This window comes from Natronoarchaeum philippinense (assembly GCF_900215575.1).
GTDB classification, from domain to species: Archaea; Halobacteriota; Halobacteria; order Halobacteriales; family Natronoarchaeaceae; genus Natronoarchaeum; species Natronoarchaeum philippinense.
The window spans coordinates 22,305-43,756 of sequence record NZ_OBEJ01000005.1; the positions used below are offsets into that span (position 1 = coordinate 22,305).

The 21,452-nt window shown below is 66.0% G+C and carries 21 protein-coding genes; 7 read left to right on the forward strand and 14 right to left on the reverse strand.

What is annotated here, in order from left to right; all coding sequences use genetic code 11:
• Positions 1–11: 11 nt before the first annotated feature.
• On the reverse strand, positions 12–680 hold the full coding sequence (locus CRO01_RS14170) for a DUF6517 family protein (RefSeq protein ID WP_097009825.1): 669 nt from the start codon (positions 678–680) through the stop codon (positions 12–14).
• 150 nt (positions 681–830) lie between these two features.
• Between CRO01_RS14170 and CRO01_RS14175 the strand changes: the two genes are divergently transcribed.
• Positions 831–1,826: a radical SAM protein gene (locus CRO01_RS14175; protein WP_097009826.1), complete on the forward strand. Its 996-nt coding sequence runs from the start codon at positions 831–833 to the stop codon at positions 1,824–1,826.
• 241 nt (positions 1,827–2,067) lie between these two features.
• Here CRO01_RS14175 and CRO01_RS14180 read toward each other — a convergent pair whose 3' ends face one another.
• The 4 genes from CRO01_RS14180 to CRO01_RS14195 all read right to left on the reverse strand — a co-directional run bounded on the left by CRO01_RS14180 (position 2,068) and on the right by CRO01_RS14195 (position 4,674).
• Complete coding sequence (locus CRO01_RS14180) at positions 2,068–2,673, reverse strand: DUF7411 family protein (protein ID WP_097009827.1); 606 nt, start codon at positions 2,671–2,673, stop codon at positions 2,068–2,070.
• Between the two features lies 1 nt (position 2,674).
• Complete coding sequence (locus CRO01_RS14185) at positions 2,675–3,025, reverse strand: DNA-binding protein (RefSeq protein WP_097009828.1); 351 nt, start codon at positions 3,023–3,025, stop codon at positions 2,675–2,677.
• A 138-nt stretch (positions 3,026–3,163) separates the two neighbouring features.
• Positions 3,164–3,619: a 30S ribosomal protein S19e gene (locus tag CRO01_RS14190; RefSeq protein ID WP_097009829.1), complete on the reverse strand. Its 456-nt coding sequence runs from the start codon at positions 3,617–3,619 to the stop codon at positions 3,164–3,166.
• A gap of 77 nt (positions 3,620–3,696) precedes the next feature.
• Positions 3,697–4,674 carry an oxidoreductase gene (locus CRO01_RS14195; protein WP_097009830.1) on the reverse strand — a complete coding sequence of 326 codons (978 nt, stop codon included), beginning with the start codon at positions 4,672–4,674 and terminating at the stop codon, positions 3,697–3,699.
• A gap of 105 nt (positions 4,675–4,779) precedes the next feature.
• Between CRO01_RS14195 and thiL the strand changes: the two genes are divergently transcribed.
• Complete coding sequence (thiL, locus tag CRO01_RS14200; protein ID WP_097009831.1) at positions 4,780–5,658, forward strand: thiamine-phosphate kinase; 879 nt, start codon at positions 4,780–4,782, stop codon at positions 5,656–5,658.
• 14 nt (positions 5,659–5,672) lie between these two features.
• Here thiL and CRO01_RS14205 read toward each other — a convergent pair whose 3' ends face one another.
• The 3 genes from CRO01_RS14205 to CRO01_RS14215 form a co-directional block, all read right to left on the reverse strand.
• Positions 5,673–6,095 (reverse strand): hypothetical protein, encoded by a 423-nt coding sequence (locus CRO01_RS14205; RefSeq protein WP_097009832.1) that lies wholly within the window; start codon positions 6,093–6,095, stop codon positions 5,673–5,675.
• Positions 6,096–6,165: 70 nt separating this feature from the next.
• Positions 6,166–7,275, reverse strand: coding sequence for a site-2 protease family protein (locus CRO01_RS14210; protein ID WP_097009833.1), 1,110 nt, complete (start codon positions 7,273–7,275; stop codon positions 6,166–6,168).
• A 204-nt stretch (positions 7,276–7,479) separates the two neighbouring features.
• The gene (locus CRO01_RS14215) at positions 7,480–7,740 is read right to left on the reverse strand and encodes a DUF7123 family protein (protein WP_097009932.1); all 261 of its coding nucleotides are present in this window, start codon (positions 7,738–7,740) and stop codon (positions 7,480–7,482) included.
• Positions 7,741–8,146: 406 nt separating this feature from the next.
• On the opposite strand from CRO01_RS14215, the gene pyrH reads away from it, so the two are divergent.
• The 4 genes from pyrH to CRO01_RS14235 all read left to right on the forward strand — a co-directional run bounded on the left by pyrH (position 8,147) and on the right by CRO01_RS14235 (position 13,456).
• Positions 8,147–8,872 carry a UMP kinase gene (gene pyrH, locus CRO01_RS14220; RefSeq protein WP_097009834.1) on the forward strand — a complete coding sequence of 242 codons (726 nt, stop codon included), beginning with the start codon at positions 8,147–8,149 and terminating at the stop codon, positions 8,870–8,872.
• Positions 8,869–10,563 carry a lysine--tRNA ligase gene (gene lysS, locus CRO01_RS14225; protein ID WP_097009835.1) on the forward strand — a complete coding sequence of 565 codons (1,695 nt, stop codon included), beginning with the start codon at positions 8,869–8,871 and terminating at the stop codon, positions 10,561–10,563. Before pyrH ends, lysS begins: the two co-directional genes overlap by 4 nt.
• Positions 10,564–10,621: 58 nt before the next feature.
• Positions 10,622–11,557, forward strand: coding sequence for an ArsA family ATPase (locus tag CRO01_RS14230; RefSeq protein WP_097009836.1), 936 nt, complete (start codon positions 10,622–10,624; stop codon positions 11,555–11,557).
• 108 nt (positions 11,558–11,665) lie between these two features.
• Positions 11,666–13,456: a site-2 protease family protein gene (locus tag CRO01_RS14235; RefSeq protein WP_097009837.1), complete on the forward strand. Its 1,791-nt coding sequence runs from the start codon at positions 11,666–11,668 to the stop codon at positions 13,454–13,456.
• Between the two features lie 37 nt (positions 13,457–13,493).
• On the opposite strand, the gene CRO01_RS14240 is transcribed toward CRO01_RS14235, so the two are convergent.
• The 4 genes from CRO01_RS14240 to CRO01_RS14255 all read right to left on the reverse strand — a co-directional run bounded on the left by CRO01_RS14240 (position 13,494) and on the right by CRO01_RS14255 (position 17,502).
• A complete protein-coding gene (locus CRO01_RS14240; protein WP_097009838.1) occupies positions 13,494–13,910 on the reverse strand; it encodes a DUF7124 domain-containing protein in 417 nt (138 codons plus the stop codon).
• Positions 13,911–14,003: 93 nt separating this feature from the next.
• The gene (locus tag CRO01_RS14245; RefSeq protein ID WP_097009839.1) at positions 14,004–15,284 is read right to left on the reverse strand and encodes an inorganic phosphate transporter; all 1,281 of its coding nucleotides are present in this window, start codon (positions 15,282–15,284) and stop codon (positions 14,004–14,006) included.
• The gene (locus CRO01_RS14250) at positions 15,281–16,192 is read right to left on the reverse strand and encodes a universal stress protein (protein ID WP_097009840.1); all 912 of its coding nucleotides are present in this window, start codon (positions 16,190–16,192) and stop codon (positions 15,281–15,283) included. Before CRO01_RS14250 ends, CRO01_RS14245 begins: the two co-directional genes overlap by 4 nt.
• Positions 16,193–16,257: 65 nt before the next feature.
• The gene (locus tag CRO01_RS14255) at positions 16,258–17,502 is read right to left on the reverse strand and encodes an NAD(P)/FAD-dependent oxidoreductase (protein WP_097009841.1); all 1,245 of its coding nucleotides are present in this window, start codon (positions 17,500–17,502) and stop codon (positions 16,258–16,260) included.
• A 269-nt stretch (positions 17,503–17,771) separates the two neighbouring features.
• Here CRO01_RS14255 and CRO01_RS14260 point away from each other — a divergent pair, with 269 nt between their 5' ends.
• The gene (locus CRO01_RS14260) at positions 17,772–18,368 is read left to right on the forward strand and encodes a DUF6149 family protein (RefSeq protein ID WP_097009842.1); all 597 of its coding nucleotides are present in this window, start codon (positions 17,772–17,774) and stop codon (positions 18,366–18,368) included.
• Between the two features lie 70 nt (positions 18,369–18,438).
• Here the strand turns inward: CRO01_RS14260 and CRO01_RS14265 are convergent, their stop codons facing one another.
• Complete coding sequence (locus CRO01_RS14265) at positions 18,439–19,875, reverse strand: sensor histidine kinase (protein WP_143824965.1); 1,437 nt, start codon at positions 19,873–19,875, stop codon at positions 18,439–18,441.
• Between the two features lie 109 nt (positions 19,876–19,984).
• On the reverse strand, positions 19,985–21,448 hold the full coding sequence (locus tag CRO01_RS14270; RefSeq protein WP_179747501.1) for an FAD-dependent oxidoreductase: 1,464 nt from the start codon (positions 21,446–21,448) through the stop codon (positions 19,985–19,987).
• Between the last annotated feature and the right edge of the window lie 4 nt (positions 21,449–21,452).

Here is a 21,452-nt window from a genome sequence, read left to right on the forward strand (position 1 = left end):
GTCCAGTCGCCCTAGTGCTCTACGCCGCCGAACAGCGTCTCGATGTTGTCGGCCTCGCCGTCAGTCAACGGCGGGTAGTTCGGGTACGCGCCCACGCAGACGATAAAGTCCTCGCCGTGTGCTACGGGATTCGTGACGTGTAACGTGAGATCGACGGTCTGGCCCGTGCCGGCGAACGTCGCCTCGCCCTCGTACTCGCCGACCGTCGCTTGGCTGCCGAGGATGCTGGTGGTGTACTCGCCGACGCCGGTAACGTCTTCGAGGCCTTCGTAGCTGTCTTGAACCAGCTTTACCAGATCCCGGTGGCTCTTGTCGCCGACGGGGTTGAGCGTCCTGTCGGCGATGTCGATCTCGACCTGCGGCGTCGAGAACGCGATGAACTTTGCTCCGCGGAAGCTATCGAACCCACTGACGTTGACAGAGCGGTCGTACTCTGCCTGCCAGTTCGAGGCCACGACCGTCCGCTCTTGGCCGCCGACCTCGAACGTCCGCTCGATATCGACTTTCTCGACGGTGTTTTCCTCGTACTCCGTGTCGTCGAGCGCGCTCTGTGCGACCGTCGCTTTGTTGGCCGACACTTCCAGAGCGTCGTTGCCCAGAATGAACCCGGTACACCCCGCGAGTGCCCCGCTCAACGCGGTGCCTGTCCCCGCTAGAAACCGCCGGCGGTTTGATGACATACCCGTGGAATGTGGTCGGCGGCTTGTATATGCTGTGGCCGCCGATTCCGGCTCGTTGACGCTTGACATGGCCGGTTCGTGCGAACGCTCCGTCCGGCTCGATGGCTTTCGCACGCTTTTTGCGTCCGCGGGATCAATGACAGGCAACGAATGATCTCGAAGGGCTGCGAGCAGTGCGCCAACGGGGGGAAGATGGTGCTGTTCGTCTACGGCTACTGCGACCAGCGCGACTGCTTTTACTGCCCGCTCGGCGAGAACCGCAAGAACGTCACCGACGTGTACGCCAACGAGCGTAAGGTCGAGTCCGACGAGGACGTCATCGCCGAGGCTGAGCGAATGGACGCGCTGGGTACCTCGATCACCGGCGGCGAGCCACAGGAAGCGCTGGATCGGACCTGCCACTATCTCGAACTACTCAAAGACGAGTACGGCGAGGACCACCACACCCACCTCTACACCGGCATCACTGGCGGGCGCGAGAACATGCGCCGCCTCTCGGAGGCCGGCCTCGACGAGATTCGCTTCCACCCGCCGTTCGAGCAGTGGGGCGATCTCCACGGCACCGAGTGGGAGGACATCCTCTACATCGCCCGCGAAGAAGGCCTCACACCCGCGTTCGAGATTCCTGGCATCCGCGCCGAGGAGGAGTTCCTCGAATTCCTCGACGAGGGCGCCGCCGACTTCTGTAACATCAACGAGTTCGAGATGAGCGACGGCAACTACCGCCGGATGCAAGAGCAGGGTTTCGAACTCAAAGACGGCCACATGAGCGCTGTCGAGGGCTCGCGCGAGGAAATTCTCGACGTGATGGGCGACCACGAGCGCGTCTACTTCTGTACGAGCGTGTTCAAAGACGCCGCCCAGCACCGCCGCCGGCTCAAGCGCATGGCTCGGAATATCCGCCGGGAGTTCGACGACGTTACCGACGACGGCACGCTCGTCTACGGCAAGACGTGGGTCACGGAGCGGCGTCTCGACGAACTCGGCGTCCCCGAGGAGTTCTACACCGTCAAGTCCGACCACGTCGAGCTTGCGTGGTGGCTTCTCGAAGAGATGGTCGAGGACGGCGACGTGTCCGAGGGCGAGATCGTCGAGCAGTACCCGACGGTTGACGGCACGGTTGTCGAGCGGACGCCGCTGGCGTAGCGATGAGCACCGCGAACGACCGTCGGGAGTGAGCGGCTTTTTGGCCCAGATTTTTCGAGGAGTGGTCGGTGTGCGACCCGACGAGAAAAAGGTGGCGTCCGAGCAGTACCCGACGGTTGACGGCACGGTTGTCGAGCGGACGCCGCTGGCGTAGCGACGAGTACCGCGAACGCCCGGCGTTTTTGGCCGAGCTTTTTGCCGTAAGAGGTCGTGCTACGTGCGATCCGAACAGAAAAGGTCGCTATTCGTCCCCGGCCGTCCGCACGTCGGTGACGTACGTCTGCTCGTGATCCGGGAACACGTCGCTGATGGCCGCCTCTCCCTCTTTCTCGGCCAGTAGCGCCCGCAGCTCGGCTTCGTAGTCCGAGCGGGAGATCTCCTCGCTCGGACCGACCGTCACGTCGAACGTCGCGTCGACGAGCCGATCGACGGCGCCGCGGCCAAAGCCAGACAGCGGCGCGATGTAGTCGACGCCGCGACGGTCTTCGAGACTCTGGGCCTGCGCCCGGGACACCGAGGGGACCCGGTCGTCACGGCGAGTGCCGTCGGCGACTGCCTCGAAGTCCATGCCTGCGACGGTTTCGATGGCATGCATGTGGACCGACTGGATGGCGTTGCGGGGATAGCCATCCTCGATTAGCTGTTCGACCGCCTCCTCGGCCACGTCGCCGTCGAGTTCGACGCGCTCGAACTCGTAGTCCAGTCGCTCGGCGGTTGCCTTGGCGTGTTTCCAGTCGTCGGTGACGCCGAAATGCGCCGTCACCAGCGTCACGTCGTAGAATTGGTCGAGGAGCAACGCCGCGAGCGTCGAGTCCTTCCCGCCGCTGTAGAGCAGCCCGAGCCGCATCTCAGCGCCGGCTGATGTTGAAGCTCTGGGAGTCGGGCTTGAGTTCCCGGAGGAGGTCTTTCATCTGGTCTTCGTCGATCTGGCCCTGCACGCGGCCGCTCTGGGCCAGCGCGACCACCTGACGCTCGACCTGCTCGCCGAAGTCGGGCTTGGACATCTTGACCGTGTTGAGCCGCTTGCGGGCGCCGTCGGTGAGGTTCTGCCGGAGGAGCGCCTTCTTCTGGGCGTCGGCCTGCTCTTGGCGGGCTTGCTGGGCCTCTTGAGCGCTTTCGCCGCCCTGTTGTTCTTTGAGCTGTTCCATCTTCTTCTTGCGGATCTCCTCGATCTCATCGTCGTCTGGGCTGGGGCTCATACTACTCGTACGTTGATTCGCTGGCGGGAAAATCATTACGGACGCTACCGTCTCGGCCACGGTCTCACAGCTGCTCGTGACCCACGCACGGCTCCGGACGAGAAATTAAATGGGAGAAAAACGGCGTCGGAATGCGAGTTAGGCGTACTTCTCGAGCTCGGGGCGGTCGAGGTCCTCCATGACCTCCTCGGCCGTCTCGTCGAGCAGGCTTTGGCCGTCGGCGGTGACGCGGCGGCCCTCGCCTTCTGCGGTCTCGATGAGGTCTTCCTCTTCGAGCTGCTGGAGGATGGTGCGGATGATCTTCTTGCTGCCGTCGACGCGCTTGTCGGGCGCGACGCGGTAGCGGTTCGAGCCGTTCTTGGAGCCGCCGTACTGCGTCGAGAGGCGCTCGACGCCGACGGGGCCGTCGACGGCGACTTTGCGGAGCAGGCTGGCCGCGCGAGTCTCCCAGAAATCGTCCTGCTCGGGGGGCAGTTCGGCCTCGACGCCGGTGGCGGCGAACTCGGCCCAGTCGGGTTCCTCGATTCGATCGGCGAGGTCCTCCGCGAGCGCGTCGATGAGCGCTTCCGCGGGAACGTCGTAGAGCGTCGTCATGGACACGTGTTCCCCGCGCCGGCATTTAAGACCATCGTATCCGGCTCGCTCGGACCCCTCGCGGGACCGCTCTGTCGCTACGATGTCGTCGCCGGGCGTTCGAGATCGTAGGTGACGCCGGTCAGCTCCTCGGATGCACCCCACAGCTCGGCAGCCAACTCGCGGTCGTAGGACAGATCGCTGGAGCGCTGGCGCTCGGGGTGGCCGCGCATGTTCATGAAGCCTCCGGGGCCGATGTACTCGCCGCCCTGCACGTCGGCCGCCGTCGCGGCGTACAGCATCGGCAGGGCGCCGTCGTCGGCGCTCTGAGCGAGCAGGCGGTTGGCCGCCCGCTGGAACCAGAGCTTGACTGTCGAACCGGTCATCTCGGCACCGCGGGTCTGTAAGTTCGTGGCGGCGTAGCCGGGGTGACACGCTGTGCTCGCTACGTTCGCGCCGGTGGCGTCTAACCGCCGGTCGAGTTCGTAGGCAAAGAGCACGTTCGCCAACTTGCTCCGGCCGTAGGCTGCCCAGCGGTCGTAGTCGTCCGGCTGGCCGTCGCGCTGTGCGCGCCGCCGCACGCGTTCGACATCGATGTCGCCGCGCTCGTGGAGACCGCTGCTCTGGGTGACAACGCGCGCCTGCCCGTCGGCTTCCCGCAGCGAGTGCAGCAGGTAGCCCGTCAGCGCGAAGTGTCCGAGATGGTTGACGCCGAACTGGCGCTCGATTCCGTCGGTCGTCTCCCGGTAGGGAATTGCCATCACGCCGGCGTTGTTACACAGCACGTCGAGCGCGTCGTGACGGTCCCGAAATTTCTCGGCGAACGCCCGGATCGAGGAACGGTCGCCCAGATCGCACTCGCGCACCGACAGCGAGGCCTCGGGCACCTCGGATTCGATCGCCGCTCTGGCCTCCTCCCCGCGGTCCGTGCTCCGGCAGGCCATCACGACGTGGGCGCCCTTTCGGGCGAACTCGCGGGTCGCCGCCGCGCCGATTCCGCTGTTTGCGCCGGTGACGACGACGGTCCGATCCGAAAGATCGGGCATCTGCGCGGCCGTCCACTTGTCGTTCGGCATCGTCGGTCAGTACGGAGTCCACCGGCTAAACACTGCAGGTTCGTTCACTCCCATCTCGTCTGCCGACCGGGCGGTTTTTGCCACCGTGTGCCGAACGTCGCCGCCATGGACGAGCGCGAGGCGCTGACGATGCTCGCGGCGGACCTTGACGACGCCGGCGACGACGCGGCGATTGTCGACGGGCTGGTCGTCACGACGGATATGCTCCACGAGCGGACGGACTTTCCCGACGGAACGACCCGCTACACTGCGGGCTGGCGAGCCGTCGGCGCATCGCTGTCGGACGTGGCCGCGATGGGTGCCCGAGCGACCGCCGCCGTCGCGGTGTACGCTGCCCCCGAGTTCGACCGCGAGGAACTGCGAGCGTTCGTCGCGGGCGCGAGCGATGTTTGTGACGCCGTCGACGCCGCCTACGTCGGCGGCGATCTGGACGGCCACGACGAGTTCACCGTCGCCACGACCGCGCTCGGCGAGACCGACGATCCGATCCCGCGATCGGGCGCCGAGTCCGGCGACGCGGTCTGTGTCACCGGGACGCTCGGCCGGAGCGCCGCCGCGCTCGAACTGTTCGATGCCGGCGAGCACGAACGCGCGAACGATCTCTTTCGGTTCGAGCCCCGCGTCGCCGCCGGCCGCGCGCTGGCCGCCGACGCCACCGCGATGATGGATTCCAGCGACGGCCTCGCCCGATCGCTCCACCAACTCGCCGAGGCCAGCGCGTGCGGCTTCGAGATCGAGGGTGACGCCGTCCCGATCGACGACGCCGTCGACGAGGTAAGCGATGACGACGCCGAGCGCCGCGAGATGGGCCTGTCCTTCGGCGAGGACTTCGAACTCGTCGTCACGGTTCCCGACGACCGACTCGACGCCGCCGTCGAGCGCTGCCCGACGCCGCTGACCCGGGTGGGGACTGTTGTGGACTCGGGCGTCGAGATCGACGGCGAACCGTTACCGGACCGTGGCTTCACGCACGGCGACGACTGACGCAGCTGTCGGCGTCAGCCCGGGACCGTACGCTGTTCGCGGTAGCTGGCGTACGCGTAGGCCGCGGGGATCACCACGAGAACTGCAGGGGTTGCGAACGCGACCTGCGCGAACGGGTCGGGCGGCGTCACGAGGGCGCCGATGATGAACACGACGACGATACCGACCACCGTGGCGTTCAGCGTCCGGTCGAACCGCGACGGCGGTTCGCTTCGCGGACCGATCCGTTCTCGCAAGAGTAGGTAGATCACGGGAATGATCTGAAAGCCGACGACGCTGGCGATCGCCCAACCGAACGGGTACGTGCTTCCCCTGAGTGCGGCGTCCCGATACACCCAGTACCCGACTGCGAGAATCAGCCCAAGGATCAGCACGATCCAGACGCCGATCAACAACTGCAGTTTTGTTGGCGTGCCGGCGAGAGTGTCGACTGCCATATCAGTCGGTTCTCCGACAGTATTTAAATATCTTCTCACGAAAGAAACGCCGACTGTGTCGTCCGATTTCTTATCCGATCATCTCGATCGGCACCGGCGTGAAACACAGCCCCGCGAGCACGAACGTGACGACGCCGACGGCGAACCGCTTGCGGCCGAGCGACGAGTCGTCGATCGGACGGACGGCGCCGACCAGCGACATGAACAGCGCGATCGCGCCCCAGAGGAACCAGATCCCGACGCTGTTGAGCGACACGTCGCCGACGAAGTGCAGGTAGCCGCCGAGCGCGATCAGCGCGCCGGGGACCGCCGCGGCGAGCGTCTCTTGGTACTCGCCGAACATCGCCCGAGAGACGTGCCCGCCGTCGAGCTGGCCGACCGGGATCATGTTCAGGAACGTGATGAACATGCCGAGCCAGCCGCCGACGACGACTGGATGGTAGTTCGTCTGGTCGGCCTGTCCGGTCAGCGCTGCCAGCGCATCCAGCAGCGGCGGATGGTTGAGCCGGAGTAACACAGCCTCGCCGCTTCTGGCGGCCGGTTCGACCGTCGCTACCGGCTCCAACTGGAGGCCGATGATCGTCACGACGAACGTGGCCGCCAGCCCGGCCAGCGGCCCCGCGACACCGATGTCGAACAGCGCTTTGCGGTCGGGCATCTGGCCTTTCATCTTGATGACCGCGCCCATCGTTCCAAACAGCGTCGGCACCGGGATGAAATACGGCAGCGACGCGCGGACGCCGTGGTACCGGCTCATCACGTAGTGGCCCATCTCGTGGACGCCGAACACGCCCATCACCGCGGCGGCGAATGGCCATGCCCGGAGAACCGCCAGCGGGCCACTCGTCACGTCGATCTGGTACCACGCTGCCCCGACCAGCAGCGTCGAGACGACCGTCGCCAGAAACAGGACGATGTTCGTCCACGGCACGTCGGATACCTCGCCGTCATCGGCCGGTTCGGCGACCAGTACCGTCTCGCCGTACTTGCGTTCGTAGCTGAGTTCGTACCCTTCCTTCTGGAACGCCGGCCAGAGTTCTTCGAGGACGCGCTGGCGCGGTAGCAGCGGCGTCCCGAAGTACTCGATGCGGTCGCCGTCCTCCCGGACTTCGTAGACGTAGAACGTGTCCGCGAACGCCGATGTTGGCGGCCCCTGATCGGTCCACTCCGGTCCGGACATCTACGACACGCTAGTTCGGCCACGGTTAAAGAGTCCACGCACGCGGCCGTTTTGGTCGGTGGCCGGCGTGCGCGTCCGTTCCACTGAGCTCCTCGGTTCTGCGGTCGGAAAATCAGGCGATGCGACACCCTGTGTCGGGGACCTGCTCGTCGGGGCGAGCGTCACAGCGGCGTCGTCGCGTCTTCGTCGTCCCGTTTTCGGCGTTTACGCGGGCTCGACGCGCCACGTCGTCGCGCTCGTGTAGGACCACTTCTCGATCTCGAGGTTCGTACACGACTTGCTCAACTTGACCATGAGGGCGCCGATCTCCTTGGCGGAGAGGCCGACCTCGTCGGCGATGAACTTGCTCTTGAAGTAGAGCTCGCCGTCGGTCGCCTTCTCGGCGAGATACTGCTGGAGGCGCTGTTCTTTGCTCGCGGTCGTGGGCTGCTCGCCGTCCGTGGAGGACTGTGATGTGGCGCTCATGGAAACCACCTGATCGGTCATCCGTCCGGGGATATGTTATAAAGCGAGGATGCTTCGGTCGGTTTCGACTGCATTTATGATTTCCACGGCGAGCGTCAGACATTTTACGCGGTCGGCTGATCTTTCACGACTCGATTAGAACCACGTAGATGTTTTAAAACCGCACGAGAATCGCTAGATCCGATTACCGATCGCCATTACAGCATGCAATGATGACGCTCGCGCTGTGTGGCTAATGCGGATATATTCTCCGCAAAAATGGCGGGGACTGCCCCGAAATCGTGTTGCGCGCGCCGACGGTCCGACGCGACGCATCGCTGTGAATCCTCGGTCGCCAGCAGTTTCCAACGCCGGGAACGGCGAGTTGACAACCCTTAAGACCGCAACCGGGTTACGACGGGGTAGCATGAAGGTCGTCGTTTCTATCGGCGGAAGCGTGCTCGCACCGGATCTGGGGGCCGAACGGATCCGCGAGCACGCGGCCGTCATCGAGCAACTCGTCGAGGACGGCTGCACCGTCGGCGTCGTCGTCGGCGGCGGTAGCGTCGCCCGCGAGTATATCGGCACAGCACGGGAACTGGGCGCTAACGAGATGAACCTCGACGAGATCGGTATCGACGTGACCCGGCTCAACGCCCGGTTGCTGATCTCGGCGCTCGGCGAGACCGCGAACCCCTCGCCCGCGGAAGACTACGAGGAGGCCGGCGCCGCACTCAAGCGCGGCGACGTTTGCGTCATGGGTGGTGTCGCGCCGGCCCAGACGACCGACGCCGTCGGCGCCGCGCTCGCGGAGTACGTCAACGCCGACCTGCTGGTGTACGCCACGAGCGTCCCCGGCGTCTTCAGCGACGACCCCAACGAGACAGACGACGCGACGAAGTACCCCGAACTCTCGGCGACCGAACTCGTCGACGTGATCGCCGGTATCGAGATGAACGCGGGCAGTTCGGCGCCCGTCGACCTGCTGGCCGCGAAAGTGATTCAGCGCTCGGGAATGCGCACGGTCGTGCTCGACGGCACCGAACCCGAGCGCACCCTCGACGCCGTGAAGTACGGCGATCACGACGGCACCGACGTCATCCCGGCCGGCGCCGACGACGAACCGACCTACTGGGCCGACGCCGATCTATGAGCGCCGACGGCGAGGGAGACGGACCCGACCACGGCGTCCCGCCGGAGTACGACCCCTACCTCCTCCGCGAGCGCGAGGACGGCGAGGAACGACACGCCTTCTGGGCCGATCGAGTAGCTGACGAGATAGAATCTCGGAGTCCCGACGACCCCATCGTGATCAAGGGCGGCATCTCTCCCTCCGGCATCCCGCATCTGGGCAACGCCAACGAGATCGTGCTTGGGTACTTCGTCGCCGAAGTGCTCCGCGAGCGCGGTCACGAGGTCCGGCAGGTGTTCACCACCGACGACCGCGACCCGCTCCGCAAGCTCCCGCGCAAGCTCGCGGATCTGGACGGCGAGATCGTCGATCTGGGCGACGTGAACGCCGGCGCGCTCGGCAAGAACCTCGGCCGGCCCTACACCGACATCCCCGACCCCTTCGGGTGTTGTGACTCGTATGGCGCGCACTTCTCGACGCTGATCGGCGGCATCGCCGAGGACCTCGATATCCCGATCGACGTAGTCTCGAACACCGACCTCTACGAACGGGGCGAGCTCGACGACACCGTCGCCGACCTGCTCGGGGACGCCGAGCGTGCCCGCGAGGTACTTTCCGAGTACCAGGACAAGGTCGACGAGGACTACTACCCCTTCAACCCGATCTGCGCCGAGTGTGGCAAGATCACCGAGACCGTGACCGGCGTCGACGCCGACGCCGGCACCGTCTCGTACCGGTGTACGGACATGGAAGCCGGCGACCGAACCATCGAGGGCTGTGGCCACGAGGGCGAGGCCGGCTTCGGCGAGGGGAAACTCCCGTGGCGCTTCGAGTGGGTCGCCCAGTGGGACCAGTTGGGCGTCGACTTCGAGCCGTTCGGCAAGGACCACGCCGAGGGCTCGTGGCCCAGCGGCGTCGACATCGCGTTGAACGTCTTCGACACCGAGCCGCCGGTGCCGATGGTCTACGAGTGGTTCACGCTCGACGGCCAGCCGTTCTCCTCGTCTGAGGGCCACGTCGTGCTGGTGTCGGACGTGCTCGAACTGATCGAGCCCGAAGTGCTCCGGTACTTCTTCGCCACGGACCCCTCGAAGGCACAGGACTTCTCGATCGAACGGCTCGACCAGCTCGTCAACGAGTTCGACCGCCTCGAACGGATCTACTTCGGTGAGATCGACGCCGACGACGCCGAAGCGGCGTTCGCCGAGCGCGTCTATCCGTTCTTAGTCGAGGAGGTCGACGAGGAACGCGTCCGCATCCCCTACTCCTTTGCCGCCGTGCTGGGGATGACCGACGACCCCGATCTGCGCGAGGAGATCGCCCGCCGCGAGGGGCATATCGACGAGGACACGCCCGAGTGGGCGGTCGACGCGGCGCTCGAACGGGTCGAGCGCGCACGCGAGTGGGCGCGCCGCACGGACAACGCCTACAACTACGATCTCAAGCGCGACGAGATTCCGACTGTCGACTTCGACGAGAACGTCGAGGCGGCGCTGGACGAACTCGCCGACTTCGTCGAGCGCCACGACGACCCCGAGGAGATTCAGGGCGAGATCTTCGAGACCGCGCGGCGTCACGACGTGGATGTCGGCGACTTCTTCGCCGCGGGCTACCGGCTCTTCTTCGATCAGGAGGACGGCCCGAAGCTCGGTCCGTTCCTGGCGAAACTCGACGAGGCGTTCGTGCTGGCGCGGCTTCGGCGCGAACGCTGACCGGGATTCCGATTTCCCGAACCCCCTGATTACAGTATTCGGTGACGAACGTACAGCCGTGCCGAGACACGTCTTCTACGGCGGCAAAGGCGGCGTCGGAAAGACGACCTGCGCTGCGGCGACGGCCCTTGGCTACGCCGAGCGCGGCGAGGAGACGCTGGTCGTCTCGACAGATCCGGCCCACTCGCTGGCGGATTCGCTGGAAGCCACCGTCGAGTCCGACCCGCGCGAGGTCCAACCGGGGCTGTGGGCCGCGGAGGTCGACCCCGACGAGCGCGCCGAAAAGTACCGCGGCGCGTTCGAGGAGCTGTTCGACGACCTCTCGACGCTCGGCTTGGGGCTGGGCGAGGACGACATCGACGCGCTGTTAGACGCCGGACTCGCGCCGGGCGGTGACGAGGTCGCCGCGCTGGATCTGCTCACCGAATACGAAGCGGACGACCGCTTCGATCGGGTCGTGTTCGACACGGCGCCGACCGGCCACGCGTTGCGCCTGCTGGAGTTGCCCGACGTGCTATCGAAGGGTGCCGAGACGGCTTCCGGCGTTCGCAAGCGCGTCAAGCGGATGTCCGACTCGGTGCGCAGCACGTTTGTTCCCGGGTACTACTACGCGAGCGGCGGGGACGACGATCGGTTCGACGACATCGCGGCACGGATGGCCCGCGCCGGCGCGGTCGTCAGGGACCCCGATCGCACCGAGTTTCGCGTCGTGACGATCCCCGAGACGATGGCGGTCCACGAGACGCGTCGGCTGGTCGAGCGCCTCGACGACCTTTCGATCCCCGTCACGGCGGTCGTTATCAACAGGGTGCTAGAGGAGATCGACGAGGACTGCGCTCGGTGTCGTTCCCGCCGGGAACGCCAGCAACACGCCGTCGCGGAGATCCGTGCGCGGTTCTCTGACTACGACGTGGTGCAACTGCCCGAACTCGACGCCGAAGCGCGCGGGCACGACACACTGGCAGCCTTGGCGGGACGCCTCGTCGACAACTGATCTCGCGTCTCGGGCGAGCTTCCGGCCGCACGGACGCCTCGGCCGCTGGCAGGTTCCGGAGGTGGCTAAACCAAACGCATTTCAAAGCGCCTCCCCGACCCTACACCAATGGTTTCGCTGGTCTGGATCGCCGCCGGGATCCTCGGCTACTGGGTCCTCCTCCAACTGATCGCCGACCGCGGCTGGCTGCCCGACTACGTCGGGCTGCAGGGCCCGGTCACGACGCTACACACCCAGCGCGGGAAAGCCGTGTTGAACCGGTTGGCCCAGTACAGACGCTTCTGGCGCGCGTGGGCCAACGTCGGCGTCGGCGTCGCGCTCGTCGTGATGATCGGCTCGTTCGTCATGCTGGTCCTCGTCGGCATCACAGCGGTGCTATCGCCCCAGCCGACGGCTGTCAACCAGCCTCGCAACGTGCTGGTGATCCCCGGCGTCAACGACTTCCTCCCGCTGTCTGTCGCCCCCGAGATCATCTTTGGTCTGCTGGTCGCGCTGGTCGTCCACGAGGGCGGCCACGGCCTGCTCTGTCGCGTCGAGGACATCGAAATCTCTTCGATGGGGCTTGCAACGTTCTCGATCATCCCAATCGGCGCCTTCGTCGAGCCAGACGAGGAGAGCCAGCGCGCGGCCAGTCGCGGCCCCAAGACCCGGATGTTCGCGGCCGGCGTCACGAACAACTTCGTGATCACGATTCTCGCCTTCGCCCTGCTGTTCGGTCCGGTCGCGGGCGCGATCAGCGTCGCACCGGGCGCCGCCGTCGGTGGTGCGCTGCCCGGCTCGGGCGCCCAAGCCGCCGACATCGGCGAGGGCGACCGGATCACCGCGCTGAACGGGCAAGCGATCGAGAGCAACGACGACCTCGGCGACGCGCTTGCGAACGTCTCCGAGCGCGAGGTGACAGTCGAGATCGACGGCGAGGACGAGCGGACGGTCGAGCGATCGCTGCTGGTCAACGGCGTCACCGAAACCGGTCCGCTGAACGTCTCGACCGGCGATACGATCACGGCCGTCAACGGAACGCCGCTGTACACCCAGTCGGGACTGGAGTCGGCGCTGGCCGATCGTGAGGTGGCGACGTTCACCGTCGACGACGGCGACGAGCAGTATCAGACGACCGGCCCCGCGGGATCGCTCGCCCGGATCAGCGAGGGCGGACCGCTCGCCGAGAACGGCGCGACGCCCGGCAACAACGTGGTGATCGTCGCAATCGACGGCGAGCGCGTCGTCACGACTGACGACCTCTCCACGGCGGTCGACCGCCACTCGGTCGGCGATACGGTGTCGGTCGCGCTCTACGACGACGGCGAACGAGTGACCCACGAGGTCGAACTTGCCGAGGGATCCGACGGCACGCCGGTCGTCGGCGTCCGGATCGCGCCCGGCGTCTCCGGCGTCACGGTGAGCGACTTCGGCATCCAGCTGTACCCCGCCGGCCAGTATCTGGCCGTTCTCGGCGGTGACGGCGGCGGCGGCCTGCCCGGCGCGCTGGAAGGGCTGGCCGGCACGTTCATCGGCAAGACGCTGCTCGTACTGTTCCTGCCGTTCGCCACGATCTCGCTTGGCGCCGTCTTCCCCTACAACTTCGCGGGGTTCAAAGGCCCGATCGCGAACTTCTACGAGGTCGGCGGCGCGCTCGGGGCGGTCGACGGACTCGGCTTCCTCGTCGCGAACGTGTTGTTCTGGATCGGCTGGATCAACATTCAGGTCGGGTTCTTCAACTGCATCCCGGCGTTCCCGCTCGACGGCGGGCACATCCTGCGGACCAGCACCGAGGCGGTCGTCTCACGGCTGCCGATCGAAGGCTCCTATCAGCTCACCAAGACCGTCACCACGACCGTCGGACTGACGATGCTGTTGAGCTTCTTCGTCGTCCTGTTCGCCCCGCAACTGCTCGCCTGACGGGGCGATCCCTGCTTCGGAAAATAGCCTCTCGCGGTCAGGGCCAGTCGTCGCGCTGTTGCTCGGGTTCGTCGGCGTCGTCTTCGGCGTCGTCTGCCAGCGTCCACTCGGCGGCCTCGGCGGCGTCCTCGATCGGGAGGAACTCCCAGCCGGCGTCGTCGGCGAGTTGCTCGTCTTCCTCGGTCGTGCCAACGTAGACGTGCCGAGGCGTGTCGAACTGCTCGCCGACGCTCTCTAAGCTCTCGGCTTTGCCCCGCGGTCCAGAGAAGAAGTCCTGTCGGATGCGGTTCTTCCGGGTGAAGTTCGTCACGACGTAGGTCGGCTTCTCCGAGACGACGCCGACGTACTTGCTCCACCGGCGCGCGTCGTCGAACACGCGCTCGGGATCGGCCAGTTCCTGTAGCGCAGCAAGGTCAAAGGCGAGCGTCATCTCGCCGTCTCCGCCGCCGTTCATGTCGTACGATCCGCCCGGCGTGTGCAAAACCGCTTCGATATGGGGCTTTGTCGCCTGCGATCACTGCACGCACGTCGGCGTCGTCGAGGTCGATCAGGCGACGCCGAGCACCGCCGACAGCACTCTGTAAAGCCCGAACCCGAGCGCGATCGAACTGACCAGCGTCAGAATCCAGAACAGCACGGTGACGCCGATTTTCCGCCGGGAGACGCCCGCCGACCCGGCCGAGAGCCCGCCGCCGATGACGCCCGAGAGGATGATGTTGTTAAACGAGATCGGAATTCCGAGCGCGATGGCGAGTTGGGCGATGACGAAGCCGGGGACCAGCGCGGCGATCGACCGGCGCACCCCAAGCTGGGCGTACTCGCGGGAGGTGGCCTGCAGGAGCCGCGGCGCGCCCATCCACGCCCCCGCGAGAATACCCATCCCGCCCATGAGCAACAACGCGATTCCCGGGAGTCCCAGCTGTGTCGTAAAGAGGTGTTCCAGCGGACCGGTCGCCAGCCCGACCTGACTGCCGCCGCTGGAGTAGGCGACGACGCTGCCAAGCACGAGCAGGAACGACCGGATCCCCTGTTCGACCGACCGTTCCATCCGACGCCGTAGCGCGAGGAACGCGGCGACGCCGATTGCGATGGTGGCGACCAGCATGCCGAGATCGTAACCCACAGCGATCGACGGCCCGCTCCACGTCCACCGCGCCACGAGCCGCGCCAGCGTCCCCTGATCGGCCGTCGGATCGGGGATCACGCCGATCCGGACGTTGGCGAGGATCGCTCCGACGACGGCAGCCAGCAGCGGGACGCCGACCGTCTCTGGCACGTCGTCGCGCCGCAGCAGCGTCGCGGTGGCGTAGGCGACGCTACCGGACATGAATGGAACGAGCACCCAGAACGTCCCGATCCGCTGGTATGTCGCATACGCCGGGGCACCGCCCAGCGACAGGCCGACGCCGATCATCGCCCCAGTCGTGGCGAACGCCGCCGGGATCGGATACCCCGAGTAGATGCCGATGCCCATGAACGTCGCCGCGGTGAGCAGGCCGGCCGCGGCCGCCAGCGCGCTAAAGTCGACGCCGATGATCAGCCCGGCGCCGACCGTCTCGGAGATACTCCCGCCCTGCGTCACCGCGCCCAGCGCAGCCAGCACCCCGATCAGGAACGCCGCCCGCATCGTCGGGATCGCGTTGGCGCCGATCGCGGGCGCGAACGGCGGCGAGTTGCTGTTGGCGCCCAGCGTCCACGCGGTCACGAGCGATGCGACGATCGCGATCCCGACGAGGAGGGCGACCGAGAACCCGCCGCCCGTCTGGGCCGGCAGCAGGCCCCACGCCAACGGCGGGGTGAGCGTCCCCGCGAACGGTACACCGATCATCGCCAGACGTTGGTGACCAGCCGTCTGATGCGCGACAGTTGTGACTCCCGACTGGCGACGATGACGGGACAGTCAGCCCGCGACCCGACTGCTCGGGGCGTCGTCCCGACGATCTTCCTGGCGAACAGTCCCTTCCGGGTCGCCCCGAGCACGACGAGATCGTGGTCGGCGGCGGCTGACAGGATCCCGGCGACGGGATCGGCCGCTTCGCGGACGGTCGTCGTGACAGGTGCCGTCCCCTCCAGCGCGTCGGCGACGGCGTCGACCGCCTCGGCGGCGTCGGTACGTTCGCGCTCGGTCGCCTCGGCGCCGACCAGCGACAACGCGGTGACCCGGGCATCGTTTGCGGCCGCGATCGCGCCGGCCACCTCGGTAGCCAACTCGGCGTGGACGCCGCCGACCGTCGGCACCAGCACCGACGCAACGCCGTCGGCCGTCGGCCCAACTTTCTCGACGAGCACGTCGCAGTGGGCCCGCCGGACGACCGGGTCGATCGTCGTCCCGAGCACGACATCGGACGCTCGGCGCTCGCTCCGCCAGCCCAGCAGCGCGAGGTCGGCGTCGAGCCGGTCGATCGCGGTCGTGATCGAGCGCGCGATGTCGCTGCCGACGAGTAGCGTGTCGTCGACCGGGACGCCGGCGTCGGCGGCCACGCTGGTCGCGCTGTCGACGATCTCGTCGCGCCCGCCCGCGAACTGCTGTTTGATGCGCTCGTCCGAAAAGAGCAAGAACGGCGACGTGTGGTGCTTGTGGATGACGCTGACGACGTGGACGCGGCCGTCGTTGGCCCGCGCCAGATCGACCGCCGTTCGCGTCAACTGCTCGGCGGTCCCCGGATTCCCGACCGCGACGAGCACGGTGTACTCGTCGGTCGGTGTCAGCGATTCGCCAGCGACTGTCGAGGCCATCCCTAGGTACTAGTTGGCGGGCAGCAGCGAAAAGCGTAGGGTGCGAAAACCGGCGGGGCGTTTGCTTACTGCTCTTGGGCCGGCGCGTCGAGCATGTCGACATCTATCTCGGGTTCGAGCAGCAGTTCCTTCTGGCCGGACACGTCGCGTTCTTCCCGAATGAGCTGTTTGAGCGTGCTCTGGGGCGCCAGATCGCCGATCAGGACGCCGCCGATCACCTTGCCGTCCTTGAACACGACGCGGCGCCACTCCGTGTCGGAGTACTTGCGCTCGACGGAGTCGTCGCCGATCGTCGGGTGGCCAAAGGAGAGGAACGGGAACTCGAAGTGGGTAATCGAGTACGAGGAGACCCAGCGGAACGACTCGACCTCGTCGTCGGCGGCCATGTTCTTCGCGGCGGTCTGGCCCTGCTCTTTGGCCGAGCCCCACGAGCCGTTCTGGGCCTGCTCGCCCAGAATCGTGTCGTAGAACTGCGTGATGTCGCCGGCGGCGTACACGTCCTCTAAGTTGGTCTGCATGTACTCGTCGACGACGACGCCGTCGTCGGTTTCGAGGCCGGTGCCCTGCATGAATTCGACGTTGAAGTTCAGGCCGATCGCCGCGCCGACGAAGTCGCTCTCGTAGCGCTCGCCGTTGGAGTCGATCGTCGCCTCGACGCGGCCGTCGTCGTCGGTGACGAACTCCGCGGCGCCGCTCTGGAAGACCGGCTCGACGCCCTTGTTGCGCAGGCCTTCATGGATGATCTCTGCGCCCTCCTGGCTGAGGGCGTAGCGCCACCAGCTGTCGCCGCGCATCAGATACTTCGCGTCGACGTCTTGGGCGCCACAGATCGCCGCGAGGTCGATGCCCAGCAGGCCGGCGCCGATGACGACGCCGGTGTCTGCCTCGCTGGCGTGTTCCTGAATCCCGCGGGCGTCTTGGAACGTCCAGAAGTGGTGGACGCCCTCGGCGTCGCTGTTCTCGACGGGCAGTTGCGCGGGCGTCCCGCCGGTTGCGACGAGCAGCTTGTCGTACGCGAGCGTCTCGCCCTCGTGGGTGTGGACCTCGTGAGCGTCGACGTCGACGTCGGTGACGTAGGTGTTGAGTTCGAGGTCGATGTCGCGCTCTTCGTACCAGTTCTCCTCGTGAATCGAGATCGGCGCTTCGGGGAGTTTGCCCTTGGCGAACTCCTTGATTAGAATGCGATTATAGAGCGCCTCTCCCTCATCGGTGACGACGGTGATGTCGGCGTCCGGCGACTCCTCCCGGAGCGTTTCCGCCGCGGAACTGCCCGCGATCCCGTCACCGATGATTACGTACGACTCGGTCATGTGCGGTGCCTTCGAAGTCCGGGTTAAAGTGGATTGCTATCTCCGGCGTCTCGCGGGGCTCGCTGGCAGTATTTGTAACTCGTCGTCGAGATTTGTGACGTTCGTCATAAAATCTGCCCGTGCTGACCCTGACAACCGTGACAGATCTCGGCTATCGGCGTCGATTTTCGCCCATTGTGACAGCCCCGTTCGACGCGCCGTTGGGCTTTCAGCCCCAGTCCGTGCCGCCGTAGACACGTTCAAGGACGCCGAGTCCCTACCCAGCGCGTATGAAAATCCATCAGAACCCGCGCCACTGGGCGACCAAGAAGGCCATGACGACGCCCGGGCTGGGCTCGGTCGTCAACTTCGGGCTGGTCAAGCTCCACACGCGGATCTTCATCGGCAAGGCCGACGAGGCCCGCGCCGAGGAGCGCCGCGACCACCTCGATGGCTTTTTCGACGCCACGATGGACACCTACGTCGCCGCGCTCGACGAGGGCTTCTCGGAGGCCGAGGCCCGCGAAATCACCCACATTCAGGCCAACTTCGACTTCTACAACCACGGCTGGACCGAGATGATGGAGTTCCCCAGCGACGAACTCGACGCCCACTACGAGCGCTACGCCGACTTCTTCGAGCGTCACGGCATCTCTATCGACGATCCACTCGGCGAGTTCCGATCCGGTGAGATTCCGGAAGCGCCCTCGACGCCGGAGAAATTAGAGAATCCCGAGCACCCCCACGCAGAGGGCGGGTTCGCCGACGACGTGTACGTCGAAGACGAATCGGGCGAACTCCACGTCGGCGGCGGCCACGAACCCGACGATGTCGACGTGAGCAAGGCTGTTGGCGTCGAAGAAGATGCGGCTGACGGATCCGATTAACGACCTCATCTACCTGAACAACCATGTGAACAGCTGTCCGATATCGACAGTCTCGGCGGTCACTCGGTGGCTACTGGTGGGGCAATACTACCGTGACGAGCGCACCATCTTCACCTTCGTATTCGTACTCGAGGTGCCCGCCGTAGTCTTCGGCAATCCACGTCGCCAGCAGGAGGCCGACGCCGCTTCCGTGGCGTAGCTGCGTGCTGTTCGTCTCACCTTCTTCGACCGTGACGGTCCACTCTTCCGGCGGGATTCCTGGCCCGTTGTCGGCAATCTCGATGCGAGCCTCGTTCTCGGTCGTGTATACCGTCACCTCGACGCGCGGAATATCGCGCTCGGAGTGTTCGATCGCGTTTTCGAGCAACTGTGTGAACAGCGCACCGAGCCGGGCCTCACCCTCCACGACCGGCGATTCGTCGATACTCACCTCGATTTCGGCCTTGGGATGACGCTCCTGCAGTTCTTCACGGGTCGCTTCGAGCAATTCTCCTAGGTCCACGGGGCCTTTCGTGTCCGTCGGCTCCAGCGAGAGGTTCAACAAGTCTTTGGCCGTCTCGCTCTTTCTGAGGAGGTCTGTCGCCGCTGTTTCGATCGCCTCGACGTACTCGCTCGGTGTCTCCTCTACAAGCTCCTCGTCGAGCGTGTCCGCGTATCCCATGATCACAGACAGATCGTTCCGGAGGTTGTGGCGCAACAGCCGGTGGAGTAACCGAAGGAGCTGTTCGCGCTTTTTGAGTTCGGTGATGTCCTGTACCGCGCCGCTGAGACGGACGACCTCGCCGTTCCGGACCGTCGGCGTACCTTTGGCACGGACCCACCGTTGCTCGCCGTCCTCGGTTTGTATTCTCAGCGCCAGATCGAACGGCTCGCCGTCTTCGAGGGCGCGTTCGACGGCATCACTGATCTCCGAACGGTCCTCGGGATGGTAGAAGCCGATCGCATCGTCGAGCGAGGGTGACGCGTCATCCTGAAGCCCGTGGATCACTTTGACTTGATCGGTCCACTGGAGTTCCCAGTCTTTGACATCCAACTCCCAGCCCCCGACATCGGCGAGCCGCTGGGTGTTAGTGAACAGGTTGTTCTGCCGCCGGAGTCGCCGCTCCGATCGCTTGCGATCGGTGATGTCGAGTATGATTCCCTCGAGCGCCACGACATCTCCGCCCTCCACGACCGGTGACCCCCGCTCGAGGACGTGTCTTATTTTGCCGTCTTGCGTCCGGATTCGGTAGGTCACCGAGAACTCGGACTGGTCGTCGACAGCGGTGCGAAGCTTGCGCTCTAGCTCTTCGACATCCTCTGAAACGACGATGTCGCCGTACTCGATTACGCCGGATTCGAACGCCGACGCCGAGTAGCCGGTCGTGGCTTGGACTCGGCCGCCGAGGACCTTCATGTCCCTGTGTGGCTCGGGACGACACCGGTACGCGATTCCCGGAAGATTATCGACGGCCCGTTTCAGATGGGACTCCGACTCCGATGCCGAGGGCGTTTCGTCTTCTGACACTTAACCACCTCCGGGCACGTTGAATATTATTTTTGTCTGATACGCATGATCTTTTCGGCCGCTATCGACTCTGACTGTGCGATGCCACCGAGCGCAGACCGATGCCGCGTTACTTCCTGTCACTCTTGGGTACTGCAGCCAGCGTCGCACAGCGGCGTCCGGCCCGCACCGCGCCGTCGACGGTCCAGTTTGGATACTGAGCTTCGCTTGCCGTACCGGCGTAGAAACATCCCTTGGCGACGGTGTCAGCCAGATCGTGCTCGATTACCGTTTCGCGGGAGCCTATCTCGTAGACGGGGCCGGCGTCGCGCACCCGCGTCACGGTCGACCACTGGATCGTCTGGCGGTCGAAGTCGGGGAACAGGGCTTCGAGACTGTCGCCCCACCGGCGCGCCACCGTGTCATCGTCCTGCTGCCAGCGCTCGTCTCGCTGATCTGCGACCGGTGCGACGGCGTACAGCAGGTGGTCGCCGTCGTACGCAGCGGGATCGACGGCGTTCGTGTGTTCGACGAGGCGTCCGAACGGGGCGTCGTCGGCCACGGTCAGTTCGTACGTATCGAGCAGCGACGCCGAGAGGCCAAAGAGCACCGAGACCAGACTGCGTGTCTCGCCGGTCCACTCGTAGCCGGTCGCGCGCTCCAGCGCTCGCGGCGGCGTCGCAAACACGACGGCGTCGACGTCGACGGCGGTGCGCTCGCCGTCGCGTTCGACGAGCAATCGCTCGACGCGCTGGTCGGATTCCGTTGCGGTGGCGTCGACTGCTTCGACGGTGGCATCCCCGCCATCGGCTTCGGCGTCACCGTCGTTCCAGACGAACCCAGTTTCGTCGCCCTCGCCGTCGGACGCCGCGGGCGCCGCGGCGTCGTCCCCGCCTGTGGTCTCGAGGCCGACGACGCGAGCACCCAGCGAGACGTTCTCCCGGCCGACGCCCGCGATCAGGGCGTCGCCCAGCGTTGCAAACCCGCCTTCGGGGTAGACGATGCTATCGGTGCTCCTGTTGGAGTCGGCGCGGCGTCGCGCCAGATCGCCGAGCAGCCACGCCGCGCTAATCACCTCGGCACGTTCGCCGAACGCGGCGCGCAGGTGCGGCTCGACGACCTGCTCGCGGACCGACGCCGTCGCGTGGTCATCGACAAACGCGAGAGCGGGCACGTCGTCGTACGTTTCCGGGGCGTCGAGGGCATCGGTCGGTGGGCCGACCGGCCCCAGCGAGACGCCGCCGGCCAGCAGGCGCTCGAACAGTTTGTCCTGTAGGCTCAGACGCGGGAACGCGAGTTTCTCGGAAAGCCGCGTGCGGGAATGGGCGACGCCGTCGACGTACTGGCCGCGCCTGATGTCGCGGCTCTTTAGCCGGTCTGCGATGCCCAACTCGTCGGCGAGGTCGGCGACGGCGTCGTCGTCCGCCGATAGCGTTAGAGGAACTCGCCCGACCGGATCCCCGGCCGTCGGCGTCGTCGCCGCGAGTCCGCCGAGCGCGTTGCCAGCCTCGAACACTTGGACCTCGCGGCCGCGCTCGCGTAACTCGCGCGCAGCGACGAGCCCGGCGATGCCGCCACCGACGACCCCGATCATGCCG